The following is a 19530-nucleotide window of genomic DNA, read 5'->3' as shown; positions in this document are numbered from 1 at the left end:
TCCGACAAAAACACAAGACGCGGTTTATACCCGCGCCCTGCCTGTAGCGTCAATCAAGGGTTACGTCATGCGTCTGAGACGTGGACCACCAACTTGCCAAAGTTGCGTCCTTCCAGCAGACCAATAAAGGCTTCTGGCGCCTGCTCGAGGCCCTGCACTACGTCTTCACGGAATTTGATCTTGCCCTGTGTGACCAGTGGCGTCATTTCACGGAAAAACTCTTCGTGGCGATCACCGTATTCTTCGAACACGATAAACCCTTGCATGCGGGCACGCTTGGTCAGCATCGTACGCAACAGCAGCGGCAGCTCGTTTGGCCCTTCCGGCACGCCTTGGGCGTTGTACTGCGCGATCACGCCACACACGGGAATCCGTGCCCGGGGGTTGAGCAGCGGCAGTACTGCATCGAAAACCTTACCGCCCACCAGCTCGAAATAGATGTCGATACCTTTACCGCAGGCCTGCTTCAACTCTTCTGCAAAGTTGTCGCTCTTGTGGTCGATACAGGCGTCGAAGCCCAGCTCGTCAACAACATAACGGCACTTTTCTGCGCCACCAGCAACGCCCACCACTCGCAGGCCCTGCAACTTGGCCACCTGACCCACCACAGAGCCTACAGCGCCTGACGCCGCGGCAACGACGAGTGTTTCGCCTGCCTGTGGCTTGCCGATGTCCATCAATCCCATGTAAGCGGTCATGCCAGGCATGCCCAATACGCCTACGGCCATGGAATCGCTGGGCAGGTCTTTCGGAATGACTTTCAATGCAGCACCATCATTGATGCTGTGAGTCTGCCAGCCGGTCTGGCCAACTACGCGGTCGCCGACCTTAAATGCAGGATTACGCGACTGCTCGACGATGCTGACCGCACCGCCTTCCATTACCGCGTCGATTTCCACCGGATCGGCATAAGACGGTGCATCGCTCATGCGTCCGCGCATGTAGGGGTCCAGTGAAAGATAAAGGGTGCGCAACTGCACCTGCCCTTCCTGCAGATCGGGCAGCGCTTCACGCTCAAGACGAAAGTTCTCCGGGGTCGGTGCACCGGTCGGACGCGAGGCCAGGACAATTCGCTGGTTAAGAATCAATTCTTGGGTCATCAAAGCGGCTCCTTGGAAATGAATTCTATGGGGTATGCAGAAGCAGACCATCGTGAGGCGGGGGCGTTCGATTGAATACCTCTAGCCCTGTTGGAGCGTGGCTCGCCCGCGAAAAAATCAACCGGATTCATCTGCCCCACCGCAGCGCCTGCATCGCGGGCAAGCCCGGCTCCCACAGGCGATCGCGCTATCCGTAGGACCGGCTTTAGCCGGGAGGGCGTCGGGACATTCACTACATATTCTTCTTCAGAAATACCGCTCTCCCGGCTAAAGCCGGTCCTACGGGATTGCAAGCAAACATAGAATCTCCCACAGACGATCGCCAAATCCGTAGGAGCGCGCTTGCCCGCGAATCAGTCACCGCGGTGTATCAGGCATACCGCGTTATCGTTCTTCGCGGGCAAGCACCGCTCCCACAGGCGATCGCGCTATTCCGTAGGACCGGCTTTAGCCGGGAGGGCGTCGGGACATTCACTACATACTCTTCGTCAGAAATACCGCTCTCCCGGCTAAAGCCGGTCCTACGGGATTGCAAGCAAACATAGAATCTCCCACAGGGGCTTCGCTATACGGATCTTTTTGCACAAACAAAAATGCCAGGCACTTGGCCTGGCATTTTTGGGGAACAACCTGCAATCAGAACGGCAGCTTCATGCCCGGCGGCAATTGCATGCCAGCGGTCATGCTGGAAGTCTTTTCCTGGCTGGCCTGTTCGATTTTGCGTACCGCGTCGTTGACAGCGGCAGCGATCAGGTCTTCCAGAACTTCTTTGTCTTCCTGCATCAGGCTGTCATCCAGATTGATGCGCTTGACGTCATGGCGACCGGTCATCACGACGCTGACCAGGCCTGCGCCCGATTGGCCGGTGACCTCGGCATTGGCCAGTTCTTCCTGCATCTTGGCCATTTTTTCCTGCATTTGCTGCGCCTGCTTCATCAGGCCAGCCATGCCACCTTTCATCATGGGATATCTCCTCGAAAGTTGATTGTGTTAGCGGGTAGGAAACCATTCGGCCTCCCACCGTCAGTTAATGAGTCTGAGCTACCGAGGCATCCACGGGCTTAATCGTATCCTCCCGGATCACTGCGCCAAACTGTTCAAGCATCTGCTGGATGAACGGATCAGCATGAATCGACGCCTCTGCCTGCCGCTGACGCTCCACGCGCAACCGCGAAGCCGCCTGCGCAGGGGTTTCCTGCTCGGGCTTGATCAACTCGATCTTGAGGTTGATCGTGCGCCCGGTAAATTGATTCAGGCCATCGTTGATACGGCGCAACTGGGTTGCGTTGAACAAGGCACTGTGCCCCGGATCCAGGTGCAGCAACCAGTCATCACCGTCCATCGCGACCAGCGTGCAGTTGGAGGCAATGCTGCTGGTCATCCCGGAAATCGGCAACTTGTTAAACATGTCCAGCCATTCAGCAGCCAGACCCGTCGCTGGTTTGGCCGCCGGAGCCGGTTCAGGTTCGACCTCTTCAGTGACGGTTTCGTGCGCCAGTTCATCAAGGAAACTATAGGACGCGGGATCGATGTCCACATCCGGCTCAACATAATCATCATCCGGTGGCGGCTCGTCATCGCGATCCATCGGCGCGGGCACGTAAGCATCGGGGATGGCTTCAAGCATTGCGGGCGTCACGGCCTGCTCGGCAAAGGCCTCAGGCTGTGGCGCTTCAACCTCCGGCGCATCCGGCACCGGACTGGCTGGCGCGGGACCTGGCATCGGCGTGAGTTCCGGCTGTTCAGCGACGGTGTCCAGTACTGGCTCGGCGACCAGTTCCTGGGCAGGCGTAGTATTCGGCTCAGGTTCGGGTTGATCTTCGGCTACCGGCGGCAACGCTTGCGGCTCATTCCACGGCAGGTCAACCTCTTCGACCGGCCCAGGTTCACGAGCGGCAGGCACAGGAATCGGCGCAACTGCCTGCGACTCAACCTCGACAATCGGCTCGGCGACCGGCGCAGCAACAACAGGCGCGGCGGCCTGGACGGGAGCAACGGCTACCGGCGCGACAGGGGTCGCACCGGCCACTTGTTGTGGGGAATCAACTGTGGCCGGGTTGATTCCCACTGTCTTTAGCGGCTGCCTCGGGCCATCACTGCTGTCTGCGGGACGGAACGCCAACATCCGCAGCAGGACCATTTCGAAGCCGCCGCGCGGATCCGGTGCCAATGGCAGATCGCGTCGGCCGATCAAACCCATCTGGTAGTAAAACTGTACGTCTTCGGCAGGCAATGCCTGAGCCAGTGCAAGCACCCGGTCGCGGTCGCCATGGCCGTTATCGACACCTTCGGGCAGCGCCTGGGCAATCGCCACGCGGTGCAGCACGTTGAGGATTTCCGACAACACGCCATTCCAGTCAGGGCCCTGTTCGGCCAGATGACGGACGGCTTCGAGCAAACTGCGGGCATCGCCGTCGATCAAGGCGGTCAATACATCGAACACCTGCCCGTGATCCAGCGTACCGAGCATCGCACGTACATCGGTAGCCATGACCTTGCCTTCGCCAAAGGCAATCGCCTGATCGGTGAGGCTCATGGCATCGCGCATGGAGCCGTCGGCGGCACGCCCCAACAACCACAGCGCGTCGTCTTCAAAAGGCACATTTTCGACGCCCAGCACATGGGTCAAATGCTCGACCACGCGCTCCGGCGTCATGTTTTTCAGGGAAAACTGCAGGCATCGGGACAAAATCGTCGCGGGCAGTTTTTGCGGATCAGTGGTCGCCAGGATGAATTTGACGTACGGGGGCGGCTCTTCAAGCGTCTTCAGCAGGGCGTTGAACGAGTGGCTGGAAAGCATATGCACTTCGTCGATCAGGTAGACCTTGAAGCGCCCGCGGCTCGGGGCGTATTGCACGTTATCCAGCAGTTCGCGGGTGTCCTCGACCTTGGTGCGGCTTGCGGCGTCGATCTCGATCAGGTCGACAAAGCGCCCTTCGTCAATCTCGCGACACACCGAACAGGTACCACAGGGCGTCGAAGTAATGCCTGTTTCGCAGTTCAGACACTTCGCGATAATCCGCGCGATAGTGGTCTTGCCCACCCCCCGGGTGCCGGTGAATAGATAGGCATGGTGCAGGCGCTGACTGTCCAGGGCATTGATCAGGGCCTTCAGCACATGGGTCTGGCCGACCATTTCGCGGAACGAGCGCGGACGCCATTTACGTGCAAGAACCTGATAACTCATGGAAAACCGTCGCAACTGGGAAGCGGAAGACCGCTAATGCTAGCGGAGCAGGGGCAAAATTGCATCTGGTGTCCTCCTCTATTCTGACTAAGCTGTGCAAATGGATGTGAAGACACGCCGTAATCCGGTCTTTAGAGAGCGTTTTATACATGGCTCGTAGTTGAGGGACCTACTATGCGACGAATCCGCGTCAGTCTCGTAACGCTATTGCTGATGGTTGCCTTGCCTGTGGAGGCGACAGAACCGCCCCTGCGGTTTTCGGTAGCGGACAGCTGGTCGATGCCACTGGTCCAGCTGGACAATCATCAACCGACATCCGGAATTCTGTACGACATCATGCAAAGCCTCGCGCGTCAGGTAGGCCGTGAAGCTGAATACCGCGTAATGCCGCGCCCACGGGTTCAGGGGGCGCTGGAGCGTGGCGAAATCGACATTCGTTGCTATGCAGCACAAGCCTGGGTGCCGAATCTCTCGGGGGATTACTTCTGGAGTCTACCGATCCTCTATCAGCGCGACTTGCTGATCGCCTCCGCCGCAACCGCCGCAGGGCCCTACCCCGAACAGTTCGATAACGAAACCATTGGCACCGTGCTGGGCTACAACTACCCCGACCTGCAATACCTGTTCGATAACCACCAACTGGTTCGCGAGGACGCCCGCAGTCAGGAGCAGACACTGCGAAAACTTGTTGCGGGACGCTACCACTACGCAGTAGCCAGCCAACTGGTGCTGGACTGGCTCAACCGTGACTTACCCGCCGATGAACAATTGAAATCCGTCGCCCTGATCGCTGATCAGCCGGCCGGCTGCATCATCCGTAATGACCCAGGCCTGCCGACGCAGAAAATTCTGCGCACGCTGGTACGCATGAGGGTCTCGGGTGAAATCCAGCAAATCGTTGATCGATACACAGCACCACGCACTTGAAGAAAGCCCTCAACCCAGCGTGCATAAGTCACTGTCGCAATACCGTCATATAGCATGGATACGCTCGCCTGAAATATTTGGCAACATTTATCCTGGGCAGGTAATCCACGATGAGCGACAAACCGGACGATAACTCGCAGACCGACCCTGGCCGCCGCCGCTTTCTGGGCGGCATGGCTGCATTAGGGGCCGGCATGACACTGAGCGGCTATGCAACGGCTCAGGAAAAACCACCTGCATCAACGCCTGCCGCCGCACCTCTCACCGGTATGGCGCTTGATAAGGCACTGCGCGACAACGTCAAAACCATCGTGGTGATCTACGCCGAAAACCGCAGTTTCAATAATCTGTTCGGTAATTTTCCCGGTGTGGAAAAGCCGCTGTCATCGCTGAAACCCGCCGACTATGAGCAGCGCGATCGGGATGGCTCATTGCTGAAGACCCTGCCACCGGCTTGGGGCGGCGTTCTGCAAATGGGGCCACAAACGGTTGACGGAGTGAGTTATCCCGCTGGCGGGCAGTTTCAGGAAAACCTGCCGAATGCGCCCTTCCCGCTCAAAGGCATGAACGGCGAAGACTTGCCTCTGAGCCTCGTGACCCGGGACCTGTGGCATGTGTTCTATCAGAACCAGATGCAGATCAACGGCGGCAAGAATGACCGCTTCGTCGCCTGGGCCGATTCGGGCGGCCTGCCCATGGGTTACTACGCACAAAGTCAGTATTCGTTGCGTCTGTGGGACGTTGCCAGGGAATTTGTGCTCTTTGACAACTTCTTTCAGGGTGCCTTTGGCGGCTCATTCCTCAACCACCAATACCTGATTGCCGCCACCGCGCCGATTTACCCGAATGCTGCAAACTCGGCGGCTAAATCACAGATTGCCCAATTGCAGAGCGATAACCCGAAAGATCCGCGCCTCAAGCCACTGGAGCAGTCCCCGGCCAGCGCCATGACCGGCGCACCGCAATTCGGCCCCAGCGCACTAACGCCCGATGGCTTTGCGGTTAACACTCTGGCACCGCCGTTCTGGCCAACCTGGCTGCGTGATCCGGCAAAACCGGACTATTCCAAGCCTGACCTGCCTAACGTGCTGGTGCCGCAAACTCACGAGCACATTGGCGACAAGCTGTCGAAAAAGGACATCGACTGGGCGTGGTACGCGGGTGCCTGGCAGGTCACGTTGGATGAATTCAAGGACTCTACCGGCATCCCGAAGATCCCTAACTTTCAGTATCACCATCAGCCGTTCAACTACTTTGTACAGCAAGGCCCGCAAAACCCGGCCGAGCGCAAAAAGCGCCTGCGCGATGGCGGGCTGGGCGATGAAGTCAGCAGCAATAAATTCCTTGCCGATGCCGAAGCAGGCAAGTTGCCTGCCGTGACCTTCTACAAGCCTCAGGGCAACCTGAACATGCACGCCGGATACGCTGACGTCGCGGCTGGTGATCGACATATTGACCGAGTGATCAAGGTGCTGCGTAACAGCCCGCAGTGGGAAAACATGGTCATCGTCATCACGGTGGACGAAAACGGCGGCTGGTGGGACCACGTAGCGCCACCGCAAGGCGATCGCTGGGGGCCGGGCACGCGCATTCCGGCATTGGTAGTCTCGCCTTTCGCCCGTAAAGGCACGGTGGATCACACTGTTTACGATACTGCCTCGATCCTGCGCCTGATCACCCGGGTTCACGGGCTGGAAAAGCTTGATGGTCTGAAGGAACGCGATCAGGCGATGACCGCTCGCGGGCAGACGCCCATGGGCGATCTGACCAACGCGCTGCACTTTCCCGCGTGATGAGCTGATTCATGGCGACGTACGTTAACCCGTAGGACCGAATTCATTCGGGAAGGCGGCATTTCAAGCGATACATCAGTTGCGGATGTACCGGCCCCTTCGCGAATGAATTCGCTCCACGACACTTCGCAAATCGCAGGATCACACCAGAACCTGTGGGAGCGAGGCTTGGTCTGGGCAGCATTCCGACGAGACAAGCATCGCGGTCTATCTGATAAACCGCGGCGCCCTTATCGCGGGCAAGCCTCGCTCCCACATAGACCGAGCTATTCCGTAGGACCGGCCGGGCGGCGTTCCGCTTTAGCCGGGAGGAAGTCCGAATGTTCGCTAAACTTTCTTTGGCGACATGCCGCTCTCCCGGCTAAAGCCGGTCCTACAAGATCAAGAGCTAGCTTGCAGGCAAACATACGGTCGCGTACCGCTCACCCGGCCAGGACCACCTGATCACGCCCCTGCTGCTTGCCCTGATACAACGCCTGATCCGCTCGCTTGAGGGCGCTTTCAAAGCTTTCTCCCGAACGAATTTGGCTCACAGCCAGGGTTGCCGTTACGGTCAGCGGCCCCTGATCCACTTGCCCGACCCATTCGCGGATGCGCGACAGGATTCGATCAGCCACGGCCTGCGCCGCCTGTTCCGAGGCATCGGGCATCAACACCAGAAATTCCTCGCCGCCCCAGCGAGACGCCACATCTGTCGCACGCACATTGCTGCTGATGGCGTCAGCCACCCGCTGAAGGATCAGGTCACCCTGCTCGTGGCCCAGGCGGTCGTTGATCTGTTTGAAGTGGTCGACGTCCAGCAGAATAATCGCTGACGGCACCGAGTCGGCCAACTGCCGTACACCGAGCATCACCCGGCGTCGGGTGTAGAGGTTGGTCAGACTGTCGCGGTTGGCGGTCTGAAACAGGCTCAGTTGCATGGACCGCGTGAAGCGTACCGACAGAGCGGTGCCATGTAATAAAACACCGACCGCAGTCAATACATTGATGATGCCGAGTACATCCAGTAGCTGCGGGGACACGCCAGAATTTATCCCCATGTATCCACGTAGAGCGAAGCCGCCCACCGATATCACAAGAATTGCCAGGTTAAGCAACAGCCGTACCCGGCGCGCACTCTGGAAACTGAATGCGATGATCGGAATCACGCAATAAAGGTAGAAGTAGAAATTACTGTTCCAGCCCAGCACCCAGGTCGCCAGCAACGCGTGAAGGATGATTTCTCCACTCATCAGCATGCCAGCCAGGCTGTAATGCCCGGCGCGGATGGCTCTGAGGCACGCCACATACGCCAGAATGCTGAAGCCGTTGCCCACCGCCAGCAAAGGGACTTTCAGCGCACTGAACAAGACAAACAGGACGAGATGAATACAAAAAGCAATCTGCACGATGGGCACGATGTGCTGCCAGAACTGTGCGGTGGTTTCACGCAACAGTTGCGCACGGTCACTCGCCGATAGGGTGTTCATGAAGCAGCCTCAGTGGGGTGATGCATCGCAGCCGCAGCAGTCTGGCGAGGAGCGAATCAGCATTGTATTTATGTCAGGTTATCGGCGGACATCAAGTGGGCTTGATGTCGGTCACAGAGAGGGCCTGTGTGGGTTCCGGTACTACGAGCACATGATGGCACATTGAGTTCCCCAAGCCTGGCGCCTCATGCCGTTTTCGTGCAGATGAACAACCTAGCTATCCACAATCAACGAGAGCAGATCCGTTGAGCCGACATCGAGTCCGGCCTGCGTCAGCAACGTGGTCGCCTGCCCCCGATGATGGGTCTGATGATTGAAGAAGTGGATCAGCAAGCCATAGAAATCTCGCGCTGCCGCAATCCCGGCGGTATTGGTGTAGTGCAGCACAACGTCCAGATCACCCTCTTGCAGCTCTGTGGCCCACTCGATGATGGCCTGATCAATCCATCTGCGCTGTAAGGTCAGTTCTGCCAGGTTGTTGAACACCTGCTCGTTCAGGGCCTGAGGATTACGTAAACCACACACTCTATCCAGCGCTGGAAACCCTGCCGGGTGCCGCGCGAAGCGCTTGAGCCAAATGGTGTCTGCCACCAGCAGATGGTTCAATGTTCCCAGAATTGAACCGAAGAATGCATTGCGGTTTGCGCTCAACGCTTCCGCCGGCAAGCTCGCAGCAGCGAAATACAGCTTGTCGTTCATCCAGAGATTGTATCTGGCCATCAACTGGAGATGATCAAGGCGGGTCAAGGCAAAAGCTCCAGGCTATCGGGTGATGCCTGCAAGTTTGCCAGTTCTGAAGGATGTGCGCGCCAACTTGCTGAATCCACCGTCAGAAAAACCGAACGACTCGACACCCTCCCACTCTCAACTTCATGCCGATAACTTCCCCGCTTAAAGGTCAGGTCATGATTGAGATCAACAGCTACACCACAGTAAAACGACGCGAGCGCGTTCCCCACGACATTTTCGCCACCTATTGGCGTGACGTGCATGGCCCGCTCTGCTCCCGGCTACCGGGACTTGGCTTGTATATTCAGCATCACTTTTCCCGCAATCAGGACGCTCACCTGTGGCCGTTGGCCGATGGCATTAAAGAGATAGGCGACTACGAGCTGGATGGCGGCGTCGAAATCGGATTCGCCTCCGCCCAAGATCAAAAACAGTTCCAGGCCGTCTGCCCGATACTGTTCTCGGACGAACAGAACATGTTCGAGGAAACCCTGGCCTACGACCTGCCAGACGGTTCGGCAACCGTGGTCAATCGCCTGAACGACGAAAAATTTAACGGCACTGACAGATTTGACCGCATTCACGTGCATTTCAGCCCGCGCACCAGCCTTGCCACGTTGCATGAATACATTGCCAATGATCTGGCCAAGGTGTTGGCCGGTGCGGAAGAAGTCTTGAAGTTACGCCTGCACCTGAATCACCCGTTCAACAACGATGGCATGCATCCCCCTGCCCCCAATGTCGCGCATCACGCCGACACCGCCCGCGCAGAACTAGTGGTGATGGAAATAGCCTTCGAGAGCCCACTGGCCCGACGTCGTTTCTTCGAGAGCCCGGTGTTTCAGGCCACCCTGGCAGCGCAATCTGAACACATCGCCCAGCTCAAAGCCTTCGCGGTCTCCGGGCTCTACACCTACGTGCGCGACGGCGAGATCACCACGGCTGGCTTGCGTGGCAGCCGTGCAGCTGAACTTATCGAGTATCTGGGGGCAGTCAATCAGCGAACGCCGGAAGTTGAGCATCTGCTGTTGAAAGGCGTGTTGAGCGCTGCTGAAAGCAAAAACGCTAGTTGATCAACTCAAGTAAGAACCTGAACACCTGATTTGGCTGTCGCACTTTAAACACAGGATCTGTAGGAGCTGCCGAAGGCTGCGATCGCGGTGTATCAGGAGAAACGCATCGCAGCCTTCGGCAGCTCCTACAGAAAATGCATTTCAGTCCAATGGCTTGCATGTTGTTTGATGAGCCACCGCGCGGCTTCATGGGCCGCTTCTGGCCGTCTGCAAGGCAGGCGCTATACCCAACAGTTATTTGACCATTTGATCAACTCTGCCTAGGGTAGCGGGCCTTGTTCAAGACCGAGATACCTGCAACCGATATGACCAGCATGACCCACCGCTCCAAACTACCGCCTGACGTCTACCTGCTGGCGTTGACGATTTTCTCCCTGGTGACCGCAGAATTCATGGTTGCCGGGATGATGCCTGCGCTGGCCGATGCCTTTTCGGTCGGCCTGGCGCAAGTAGGCAACCTCATCGCCTTCTATGCCCTGGGCATGGCATTGGGCGGGCCTCCTGTCACGGTATTACTGCTCAGCCGGGGCATCAGCAACAAGCGTGCGCTGGTTGGACTGCTGGCGGTCTATGTAGCCGCCGGGATTCTGGCCGCAATAGCGACAAGCTACCCCGTACTGGCCTTTGCGCGAATCCTGATGGGCGTGGCAAGCGCCGCGTGCATCGGGCTATGCCTCACGGTGTGTGCAGGAATGGTCGCGCGCGAAGTTCGAGGTCGCGCCGTGTCGGTGGTGCTCGCGGGCCTGATGCTGTCCCCGGTCGCAGGGGTTCCGATGACTGCCTGGGTCGAGCACCATTATGGCTGGCGTGCCAGCTCCTGGCTGGTCGTAGGCCTGGCGCTGATCTGTAGTGCCCTTGCGGCGGCGCGCCTGCCGACCAGTGAAGCAGGCAGCGAACCGGCGCTAAGCCGACAGTGGGCCACACTGAAAAACCCGAGCCTATGGGGCGCTTACGTCACCAGCGGCCTGATTATCGGTGCAACTTTTGCAGCCTTCAGTTATTGCACTCCGATCCTGATTCAGGAAGTGGGTCTGGAGCCGGCTCATGTCGCCCCGATGCTGGCCTTGTATGGCCTGGCTAATCTGCTGGGCAACATGATCGTCGGGCGCATCGCGGACCGATACACCTTTCAGGCCCTCGGCTGGGGTCTGCTTTTGCTGGTGCTCGCGTTGACGGGCTTCGCGCTGGCGGGCGATCACCTCTGGCTGAACCTGACCTGCTTCATCCTGCTGGGCCTGACAGGCGTGGCGCTCAACCCGGCAATGGTCGCACGTGTGATGAAGGCCGCTGAGCCCGGCGCGCTGGTCAACACACTGCACACCTCGGTGATAACCGCCGGGCTTGCATTCGGCAGTTGGGCTGGAGGCACTGCCATTGATGCAGGCTATGGCCTGCGTGCTCCGCTGTGGGTCGGCGCAGCACTGGCGTTGCTGGGGCTGCTCAGCCTGGCGCGGCCACTGGCGGCGCGCAGTGCTGCCAGGTCTTGCGCGTAACACCCCTTGGTGTGCAAGTCGTCGCAATGCGCGACGGCTGATTCATCGAGCTCGATGCAATGCCCCGCCGTGATGCATCGCCAGATGCCCGGTCTTGTCACTCTTGACCTCATATTGAGGATCATCTTTCGAGGCCGGTCGGTGTTTGCCCATGAACTCCACGTCTTTTGTGTGGATCCTGGTCACTTTGCCATGGATCTCACCTGCTTCGGAGTTCCAGCGCACGGCGTCGCCTGTCTTGAATGATGTGGTCATCGAATACTCCTGGCAATAAAAGCTCTCGCCGCAGAAAAGATAGGGGTTATCGGATTACTCAGGCAGTGCCGTTACTTATCGAGCCAGCGCCGACAGAGAAATTCACTTTTATCGCACCGATGGTTTTTGCCTCGCAGAAATGTTGTATCCGGCGCTCTGAAATATCTGCGCAAACGCATACAATCATGCCCTTATCCAACATCAGAAAGGCCCACCGATTCATGTCGCTCGATCCACCCACGCTGCTGGTCCTCACCATCGCACTCGCCGCAGCGGCCTCACTCTATCTGGCAGTCGAGTGGCGCACTGTGCGTGAGTCTTCACTCCTGTTCTGGAGTGCCGGTTTCGCAACGATCAGCGTAGGATCAACCCTCGCCTTATTGCGCGCGAGCGGTTTTTTGCTGATCGGCATATGGGTGGCAAACGGCCTCTTGGTGGCGGCCCACGCCCTGTTTTTATTAGGTGTGGCACGTTTTACGGAAACGCGTCTATCACGGACCTGGTACCTGATTCCCGTGGCCTGGCTTGTACTGCTTCTACTGCCAGCCGATCCGTCGTGGTCGAAAGTCATGCTGGTGGTCAACTCTCTGCTGGTAGCCCTGTTGACGTTGAGAGCCAGCGCCCTCCTGCGTCCCCATGGCAGCTCGCTGAGTATCGGAGCCGTTCAGCTACGTTACGTGCTAATGGTTCATGGCCTTTTCTATATTGCCAAGGCGATACCGGCAGTATTGCCGGGCACATTGATCGACCTCGCCGCGTTTCGTGGCGAGATCATTCAGATTTCACTCGTTGAAGGCGCCATGGCAATCATGCTGATTGCACTTTCCATGACCGGAACCGAACGCTACCGGCGAGAAAAGCGTATCGCCCGGCTGGCCGCCCGAGATCCATTGACGGCGCTGTATAACCGCCGGGCACTTGAAGTCCGGGCTCCGCGCCTGCTCGATCAGGTGACAAGCGCTCGACCCGGCGCTCTGCTGCTGATTGATATCGACAACTTCAAACTGGTCAACGACCTGTTCGGGCACAATGCAGGCGACCGATTGCTGGTCACCCTGAGCGAGATGGTCCGCTCAGTTCTGCCCGAAGGCGCGCTGGCGGCACGACTGGGCGGTGATGAGTTCGTCATTTTGTTGAGTAACGCCTCTCGCGAGACGGTGCTGGCGCTCGGCAATGAGCTGCGCGGCCAGTTTCACACAACCACCTCACAAACTTTCATCACGCCTCAGGCGGTTACCCTGAGTATCGGTGCCAACCTCTTCGAGCACCCTCCTGCCAGCCTGGCGGCATTGATCGAACAGGGTGATGCGGCGCTTTACACCTCCAAACGTGAGGGGCGCGACAGCATTCGCGTGGTCGACACGCGTAACGATTCAGCCCAGGCACATTAACCATCCGGATCCGCAACTTTGCATTACGCTCTATCCCCACGCAGCGATGCATGACATAGCGCTAACCCTTGTAGGAAGCATCGTTTCAATCTGTAGGAAGTGCGGTTAAAGTGTCGCCCCCGAGAAATTGGATCCCGGGTTTTCCGCTATGGAGTTTTCACCAGTGAAGTACATCAGCAAAGTTGCCGCGTCCGCAGTTCTTGGTCTTGCCCTGGCAGGCTGCACCGGCACCGCGATCAAATCCCCGCACTACGACAGCAACCAATACACCGTTCTGGGTCACAGCGAAGCAAGCGCTACTGGCCTTATGTTGTTCGGTATTATCCCGATCCGTCAGAACAGCCGCTTCGTCCGTGCCCAGAAATCCGCCATCGACGCTAAAGGCGGTGACGCGATGATCAACACTCAAGTTCAGGAAAACTGGTTCTGGGCCTGGGTTCTGAGTGGTTACACCACCACTATCTCCGGTGATGTCATCAAGCTGAAAACCGCGCAGTAACAGCACACTGTGATCTTCAGTTGAATAAACGAGCGATGTCACAAGACTGCTCGTCTAAAGAAAACGCCGCTTGTCTCGATAACGAGAAAGCGGCGTTGTTGTTTCTGTGACCTGAATTCAGTCAGATACGCCCGCGCCCGACGGCCCGTTTTAGCCCGCGATTCAACGTACCGTTGGAACCGACTTCAATGTGGACAAGTCATAAACGCGTTAACGACCTGATCAACGCCTTTGTTTATTAGAGAGAATCGGGATAGCCAGCTGCGCTACAGAGGATTCGTGCGTGCGCGAACCCGGTATTTCTGACCTGATGCGGTCATCAAGGAGCAACAATGCCAACGTGGGAAATGCTTTGAAAGATCTGACTCGCGAAGAGCTTGAGGCTGAAGTCGTGCGCCTGCGCAAAGTCCTTGAGGACGCTGGAGTCAATCCACAGCATCCCGTTGAAATGCCGATTAATTGCAGCCCCGCCGAACCTGCCAGCGACACAGCAGCGAGTGCAGCATCCTCAGTGCAGGACAGCCCCACCGCGCTCGCCAGCAGCGAAACGCGCCAGCAGGCGATCTTCGAAAGCGCCATCGACATCGCGATGATCGTGACCAGTCCGGACGGGATCATCACCGACTGGAACCCTGGTGCCGAACTGGTGTTGGGCTGGACCAGCGACGAAATGCTGGGCCAGACAGCTGAACGTTTCTTCACCCCGGCAGACCGCGCCAGCGGCCAGATAGAGCGCGAAATGCGCTACGCCCTAAAGGACGGGCGGGCCCTGGATGAGCGGTGGCATCTGCGCAAGGGTCATAAAAAGTTCTGGGCATCCGGCGAGATGATGCCGCTGTATGACGATGACAACGCCCACCTTGGCTTCGTCAAGATTTTGCGCGACCGCACCAACGAGCACATGGCAGGCCTGGCGATAGAAGAAACCCAGGAGCGGTATCGACTGGCGGCTAAAGCGACCAACGATGCCATCTGGGACTGGGATCTGCTCGCCAACGAAGTGCTGTGGAACGAAGCACTGGAAGAAGCTTATGGTCACCCCCTGGCCACTATCGAGACCACCGGTGAGTGGTGGATCGCCCAGATTCATCAGGATGACAGGGTACGTATCCACGACTCTATCCATGCTCTGATCGATGGCACCGACTGTGCCTGGACTGAGAGTTACCGCTTCCGTCGTCAGAATGGCTCCTACGCCGATGTCCTGGATCGCGGGCATGTGATACGCAACGCCGAAGGCCAGGCCGTACGGATGATCGGCGCAATGCTCGACCTGTCCCGGATGCGCACTGCAGAAAACGCCTTGCGTCGAAGTGAAGACCGATTCAGAACCATTCTGGAAACGATTGAGTCAGCGTTCGCGATTGTCCAGGTCAAGTTTGATGCCGACGACCAGCCGATCGACTACCGCTTCGTCGAGGCCAACCCCGCTTTCGAACGTCAGGCCGGGGTCAACCTGCGCGGCAAATGGGTGACTGAATTCGCTCCGGATCTGGAGCGCTTCTGGTTCGAGACCTACGGGCATGTTGCCAAGACCGGGGAACCGGCCACGTTCGAAAACTATGCCGAAGCTTTCAAGCGCTGGTTTGACGTGCGGGCCGTCAGCGTGGGGGACCTGGCCGACAGACAGATCGCGATTATCTTCAGCGACGTCACGGAGAGGCGCAACGCGCAGGAACGCTTGCGGGTCAGCGAAGCGATTGCCCGGCAAAACGTGGAGCGTGTGCAACTGGCACTGGCGGCCGGCGCGATTATCGGCACATGGCACTGGGACGTACCTAACGACCGCATCACCATCGACGAAGGCTTCTCACATGCCTTTGGACTTGACCCGGAGCTGGGGCTTGAAGGGCTGAGCATCGCGCAAGTGACTGACTCGGTTCATCCAGAAGACTTGAGCAGTCATGAGGAAGCAATCCGCACGGCGTTGGCCAGGGGTGGTGCCTACGTTCACCAGTGCCGCGTGCGGCGCGCCGATGGTAAATATTACTGGATCGAAGCCAACGGACGGGTCGATCTGGCAGCGGACGGCAGCCCGGCAAGCTTGCCGGGCGTGGTCATCGACGTAGAAAGCCGGCGCTCCATCGAAGCCGAACGTGACCGGGCGACTGCCGCGTTGCGTGCACTCAACGAAACACTGGAGCTACGTGTCGCTGAGCGAACCGTCGAGCTGATGCAGGCGGAAGAGAAACTGCGTCAGTCGCAGAAAATGGAAGCAGTCGGCCAACTGACGGGCGGGCTGGCGCATGATTTCAATAACCTGCTGGCCGGTATCTCCGGTGCCCTTGAGCTGATGAGCTCGAGAATCGCTCAGGGCCGCTGGACCGAAACCGAGAAATACATCAGCACGGCACAGGGAGCTGCAAAACGCGCCGCTGCGTTGACTCATCGCCTTCTGGCCTTCTCCCGTCGGCAAACACTCGATCCGCGGCCAACCAACGTGAATGCCTTGACGGTGGGCATGGGTGAACTCATCCAGCGCACGGTGGGCCCGAGCATCGCCGTGCAATTTGCAGGCAAAGAGGATGTCTGGCCAACGCTGGTTGACAGCAGCCAACTGGAAAATGCCCTGCTGAATCTGTGTATCAATGCCCGTGATGCCATGCCGGAGGGCGGACGCATCACGATTGAGACCGAGAACCTGTGCATGGGTCGTGACGCGGCCAGCACTCACGAAATGCGCGAAGGCGAGTATCTGGCGCTGAGTGTCACGGACACCGGCACTGGAATGACGCCTGAAGTCATCGCAAAAGCCTTCGACCCGTTCTTTACCACCAAGCCGATTGGCCAGGGTACGGGTCTTGGCCTGTCCATGATTTATGGGTTCGCCAAGCAATCGGGCGGACAGGTGCGCATCCATTCGCAGGTCGGTGTGGGTACAAAAATCAGCATTTACCTACCCCGTTACGACGGTGAAGCCACTGAAGATCCAGGCGAGTCGGACAAGACATCGGTTGCGCCAGCGGACTCTGGCGAAACCATTCTGATCGTGGATGACGAGCCGACGGTGCGCATGCTGTTGATGGACGTCCTCAGCGATCTCAACTACCGCGTGATCGAGGCCGGTGACAGCGTCGCCGGGCTCAAAGTGCTGCGTTCCGACGTACACATCGACCTGCTGATCACCGACGTAGGGCTACCGGGCGGCATGAACGGTCGGCAGATGGCTGACGCGGGCCGGGAAGTCAGGCCCACGCTGAAAACCCTGTTCATCACCGGCTACGCCGAAAATGCTGCCATCGGCGACGAACAACTCGGCCCGGGGATGCAAGTACTGACAAAACCCTTCGCCATCGACACCCTCACCTCCCGAGTGCGGGAGCTGATCCGGTCGTAGCAAAAAGCACCCCACTGATCCATGTGGGAGCCGGGCTTGCCCGCGAAGAACGATAACTCGGTGTGCCTGACAGACCGAGGCGCCTGTATCGCAGGCAAGCATTACTCCCCAAGTTGGTAACATCTCAAGCTCATGCAGGACCGGTGGGACCGAATTCATTCGGGAAGGCTGTATTTAGTCGATACAAAGGCTGCGCATTCACCGGCCTCTTCGCGAATGAATTCGCTCCCACCGGGATCGACGCTTGCAGGCGAACATAGAACCTCCCCCATAGACTTGCGCAATCCTGTGGGAGCCGGGCTCGCCCGCGAAAAACGGTAACGCGGTTTGCCAGGCAGACCGAGGTGCCTGCTTCGTCGGAGTGCCGCCCAGACCAAGCAACGCTCCAACAGATACCGCTGATCCCTGTTGGAGCCGGGCTTGCCCGCGAAGAACGGTAACGCGGCGTGCCTGACGGACCGAGGCGCCTGCCTGGCAAGCAACCAATAAACCTCACTATCGCAAATGATTCTCGTTTGTGATATTTTGCCGCGCTTGCTTCCATGCCAGTTAAGGTGGCCTCATGTCCGGCTCAGATCTCAAGGCGTTATATCTCGCCCATCGCGGAGAAATTCAGGCTTATCTGGATCGTCGCTTGCGCTGCAAAGAGACCGCTGCCGACCTGACGCAGGACACCTTCATCCGCCTGTCAGAGCAGATGGGCCGGACACGCATCGAAAACTTTCGCGCCTACCTGTTCTCCAGTGCCCGTAACCTGTTTATCGATCACACCCGACGGCAGGAGCATCGCAAAGGCGAGCCGCTGGATCTGCAGGACATGAGCGAAGCCGAACAGCGAACCCCGACGCTGGAGCAGGCGGCCATTGCCAATCAACAACTGTCGGCACTCAATGAAGTGATTCAGAACATGCCGGAACCCTGTCGTGAGGTGTTCCTGATGGTGCGGGTCGAAGGCCTGACCTATGTAGAGATTGGCGAACGCCTCGGGATCTCCTCGAAAACCGCCTTCAGTCGAATGGTCAGAGCCCTGGATTTGTTGAAACTCGGGATGCCCGAGTGAGCCCCTTTACTCGACTGAAACCAGGCAACCTGGCAAGCCGGCAGCGGACGAGTGCAGGCGTGCTGGATTACACTGCGCCGACAGCACCCGCCCACCCTGAATTGATTGCCCTATGAGCGCTGAACCTCCGATTCTTCACCCCTCCGCTGCGCAGCCTGATGACGTGAGCCATCAGGCCAGCGTGTGGTTTGCGCTGATGCACGGCGGATCAGCGACTCCGGCCGAGCACGAAGCGCTGGCAGCATGGCTCGACGCTGATCCCCTGCATGCTCAGGCGTATGCCCGACTTGAAAAACTGTGGGCAGCGTCAGCCCTTGTAGCTAAACCGCCAGCTCCTGCGGTCGGCACTCAGTTATCCCGGCGTCGCTTTGTCGGATTGGGTGTAGCGGCATGCGCTGTCGCCGTCACAGCGAGTGCAACGACGCTCTGGCTGAAGGGCATCGGGTCACCGTTTGCGGACTTGCGGACCGCCGTGGGTGAACGGCGCACGGTACGTCTGGCCGATGGGTCTACGGTTGAACTCGCCGGCAACACCGCGCTGAACATCGACTTTTCCTCCACACAACGGGCCGTGGAACTGCTGCAGGGCGAAGTATTTTTCAACGTTGTGCCAGCCGCTGTCGGCGAGCTTTCGATCAACACAGAAGCCGGTCGGGTACTGGCCAACAACGGCGAGTTCTGCCTGTCATGCGACAGTGAGAACACGTTGCTGACCGTGAGTCGAGGCACCGTACGCGTGGTTACCGCGAGCCAGCAAACCGACCTGGGAGAAGGCCTTTCATTGCGTTTCAGTGCCAATCGGGCGGAGGAGATCCAGCACGCGGAGCTGGATCAGGTGCTCGCCTGGCGCAATGGTCGACTGGTGTTCTTCGACAAACCGCTGAGCGCGGTCGTCAGCGAACTTCAACGCTGGCGAGAAGGCAGAATATTCATCGCGGACCCGCAACTGGCGGCGCGACGGGTCAGTCTGATTCTCAACCTGAATCGACCTGACCAGATGCTGGATGTGCTTTCCAAGGCCCTGGCAGTGAGGATCACGAGCTACACCGACCTTGTGACCATCATTCACGCCGCATGATCGTCAAAGACAGCCGCGAGGCATTCTTCCGGCTAAACCAAGTCCCACGAAGTTTTCCAACCCCCAACCTCGACCTTCATCAGACACCCGCTACAAATATTTCAAAACACCTTCAGGTATTGCCAAAGGTCATCCGTCT

At 58.3% G+C, this 19530-nt stretch carries 15 protein-coding genes; 9 read left to right on the top strand and 6 right to left on the bottom strand.

Annotation, left to right across the window (positions count from 1 at the left end; genetic code table 11):
- Positions 1-65: 65 nt before the first annotated feature.
- The 3 genes from AO242_RS18070 to dnaX form a co-directional block, all read right to left on the bottom strand.
- On the bottom strand, positions 66-1100 hold the full coding sequence (locus AO242_RS18070; RefSeq protein ID WP_099269795.1) for an NADP-dependent oxidoreductase: 1035 nt from the start codon (positions 1098-1100) through the stop codon (positions 66-68).
- A gap of 636 nt (positions 1101-1736) precedes the next feature.
- Positions 1737-2063, bottom strand: a complete 327-nt coding sequence (locus AO242_RS18065; RefSeq protein ID WP_027900954.1) for a YbaB/EbfC family nucleoid-associated protein — start codon at positions 2061-2063, stop codon at positions 1737-1739.
- A gap of 64 nt (positions 2064-2127) precedes the next feature.
- The gene (gene dnaX / locus AO242_RS18060; protein WP_099269794.1) at positions 2128-4287 is read right to left on the bottom strand and encodes a DNA polymerase III subunit gamma/tau; all 2160 of its coding nucleotides are present in this window, start codon (positions 4285-4287) and stop codon (positions 2128-2130) included.
- A 213-nt stretch (positions 4288-4500) separates the two neighbouring features.
- On the opposite strand from dnaX, the gene AO242_RS18055 reads away from it, so the two are divergent.
- Together AO242_RS18055 and AO242_RS18050 are read left to right on the top strand one after the other, a co-directional pair.
- On the top strand, positions 4501-5214 hold the full coding sequence (locus AO242_RS18055; RefSeq protein WP_231666655.1) for a substrate-binding periplasmic protein: 714 nt from the start codon (positions 4501-4503) through the stop codon (positions 5212-5214).
- Between the two features lie 110 nt (positions 5215-5324).
- Positions 5325-7007: an acid phosphatase gene (locus AO242_RS18050; protein WP_099269792.1), complete on the top strand. Its 1683-nt coding sequence runs from the start codon at positions 5325-5327 to the stop codon at positions 7005-7007.
- 422 nt (positions 7008-7429) lie between these two features.
- Here AO242_RS18050 and AO242_RS18045 read toward each other — a convergent pair whose 3' ends face one another.
- Both AO242_RS18045 and AO242_RS18040 read right to left on the bottom strand, forming a co-directional pair.
- The gene (locus tag AO242_RS18045) at positions 7430-8476 is read right to left on the bottom strand and encodes a diguanylate cyclase domain-containing protein (RefSeq protein ID WP_099269791.1); all 1047 of its coding nucleotides are present in this window, start codon (positions 8474-8476) and stop codon (positions 7430-7432) included.
- 213 nt (positions 8477-8689) lie between these two features.
- A complete protein-coding gene (locus tag AO242_RS18040) occupies positions 8690-9223 on the bottom strand; it encodes a DinB family protein (protein WP_099269790.1) in 534 nt (177 codons plus the stop codon).
- A gap of 158 nt (positions 9224-9381) precedes the next feature.
- On the opposite strand from AO242_RS18040, the gene AO242_RS18035 reads away from it, so the two are divergent.
- Both AO242_RS18035 and AO242_RS18030 read left to right on the top strand, forming a co-directional pair.
- On the top strand, positions 9382-10278 hold the full coding sequence (locus tag AO242_RS18035; RefSeq protein WP_099269789.1) for a hypothetical protein: 897 nt from the start codon (positions 9382-9384) through the stop codon (positions 10276-10278).
- Positions 10279-10553: 275 nt separating this feature from the next.
- A complete protein-coding gene (locus tag AO242_RS18030) occupies positions 10554-11771 on the top strand; it encodes an MFS transporter (RefSeq protein WP_306475056.1) in 1218 nt (405 codons plus the stop codon).
- 42 nt (positions 11772-11813) lie between these two features.
- Here AO242_RS18030 and AO242_RS18025 read toward each other — a convergent pair whose 3' ends face one another.
- Entirely contained in the window at positions 11814-12026 is a 213-nt protein-coding gene (locus tag AO242_RS18025) for a DUF2945 domain-containing protein (RefSeq protein ID WP_027899262.1), read from the bottom strand.
- Between the two features lie 221 nt (positions 12027-12247).
- Between AO242_RS18025 and AO242_RS18020 the strand changes: the two genes are divergently transcribed.
- From AO242_RS18020 to AO242_RS18000, 5 genes are all read left to right on the top strand, one after another.
- Positions 12248-13417: a GGDEF domain-containing protein gene (locus tag AO242_RS18020; protein WP_099269788.1), complete on the top strand. Its 1170-nt coding sequence runs from the start codon at positions 12248-12250 to the stop codon at positions 13415-13417.
- Between the two features lie 163 nt (positions 13418-13580).
- On the top strand, positions 13581-13916 hold the full coding sequence (locus tag AO242_RS18015) for a hypothetical protein (RefSeq protein ID WP_027899264.1): 336 nt from the start codon (positions 13581-13583) through the stop codon (positions 13914-13916).
- Positions 13917-14226: 310 nt separating this feature from the next.
- The gene (locus tag AO242_RS18010; RefSeq protein ID WP_099269876.1) at positions 14227-17253 is read left to right on the top strand and encodes a PAS domain-containing hybrid sensor histidine kinase/response regulator; all 3027 of its coding nucleotides are present in this window, start codon (positions 14227-14229) and stop codon (positions 17251-17253) included.
- Positions 17254-17815: 562 nt separating this feature from the next.
- On the top strand, positions 17816-18313 hold the full coding sequence (locus tag AO242_RS18005) for an RNA polymerase sigma factor (RefSeq protein ID WP_099269787.1): 498 nt from the start codon (positions 17816-17818) through the stop codon (positions 18311-18313).
- A gap of 112 nt (positions 18314-18425) precedes the next feature.
- A complete protein-coding gene (locus tag AO242_RS18000; RefSeq protein ID WP_099269786.1) occupies positions 18426-19391 on the top strand; it encodes a FecR family protein in 966 nt (321 codons plus the stop codon).
- Positions 19392-19530: the final 139 nt, after the last annotated feature.

This window comes from Pseudomonas sp. ICMP 561, assembly GCF_002699985.1.
GTDB classification, from domain to species: domain Bacteria; phylum Pseudomonadota; class Gammaproteobacteria; order Pseudomonadales; family Pseudomonadaceae; genus Aquipseudomonas; species Aquipseudomonas quasicaspiana.
This window is presented reverse-complemented; position numbering and strand designations above follow the sequence as displayed.

Coding starts and splice junctions, on each gene's coding strand:
- AO242_RS18070 (WP_099269795.1), bottom strand. CDS start 1,100: ATGACCCAAGAATTGATTCTTAACCAGCGAATTGTCCTGGCCTCGCGT.
- AO242_RS18065 (WP_027900954.1), bottom strand. CDS start 2,063: ATGATGAAAGGTGGCATGGCTGGCCTGATGAAGCAGGCGCAGCAAATG.
- dnaX (WP_099269794.1), bottom strand. CDS start 4,287: ATGAGTTATCAGGTTCTTGCACGTAAATGGCGTCCGCGCTCGTTCCGC.
- AO242_RS18055 (WP_231666655.1), top strand. CDS start 4,501: ATGGTTGCCTTGCCTGTGGAGGCGACAGAACCGCCCCTGCGGTTTTCG.
- AO242_RS18050 (WP_099269792.1), top strand. CDS start 5,325: ATGAGCGACAAACCGGACGATAACTCGCAGACCGACCCTGGCCGCCGC.
- AO242_RS18045 (WP_099269791.1), bottom strand. CDS start 8,476: ATGAACACCCTATCGGCGAGTGACCGTGCGCAACTGTTGCGTGAAACC.
- AO242_RS18035 (WP_099269789.1), top strand. CDS start 9,382: ATGATTGAGATCAACAGCTACACCACAGTAAAACGACGCGAGCGCGTT.
- AO242_RS18025 (WP_027899262.1), bottom strand. CDS start 12,026: ATGACCACATCATTCAAGACAGGCGACGCCGTGCGCTGGAACTCCGAA.
- AO242_RS18020 (WP_099269788.1), top strand. CDS start 12,248: ATGTCGCTCGATCCACCCACGCTGCTGGTCCTCACCATCGCACTCGCC.
- AO242_RS18010 (WP_099269876.1), top strand. CDS start 14,227: ATGCGGTCATCAAGGAGCAACAATGCCAACGTGGGAAATGCTTTGAAA.
- AO242_RS18005 (WP_099269787.1), top strand. CDS start 17,816: ATGTCCGGCTCAGATCTCAAGGCGTTATATCTCGCCCATCGCGGAGAA.
- AO242_RS18000 (WP_099269786.1), top strand. CDS start 18,426: ATGAGCGCTGAACCTCCGATTCTTCACCCCTCCGCTGCGCAGCCTGAT.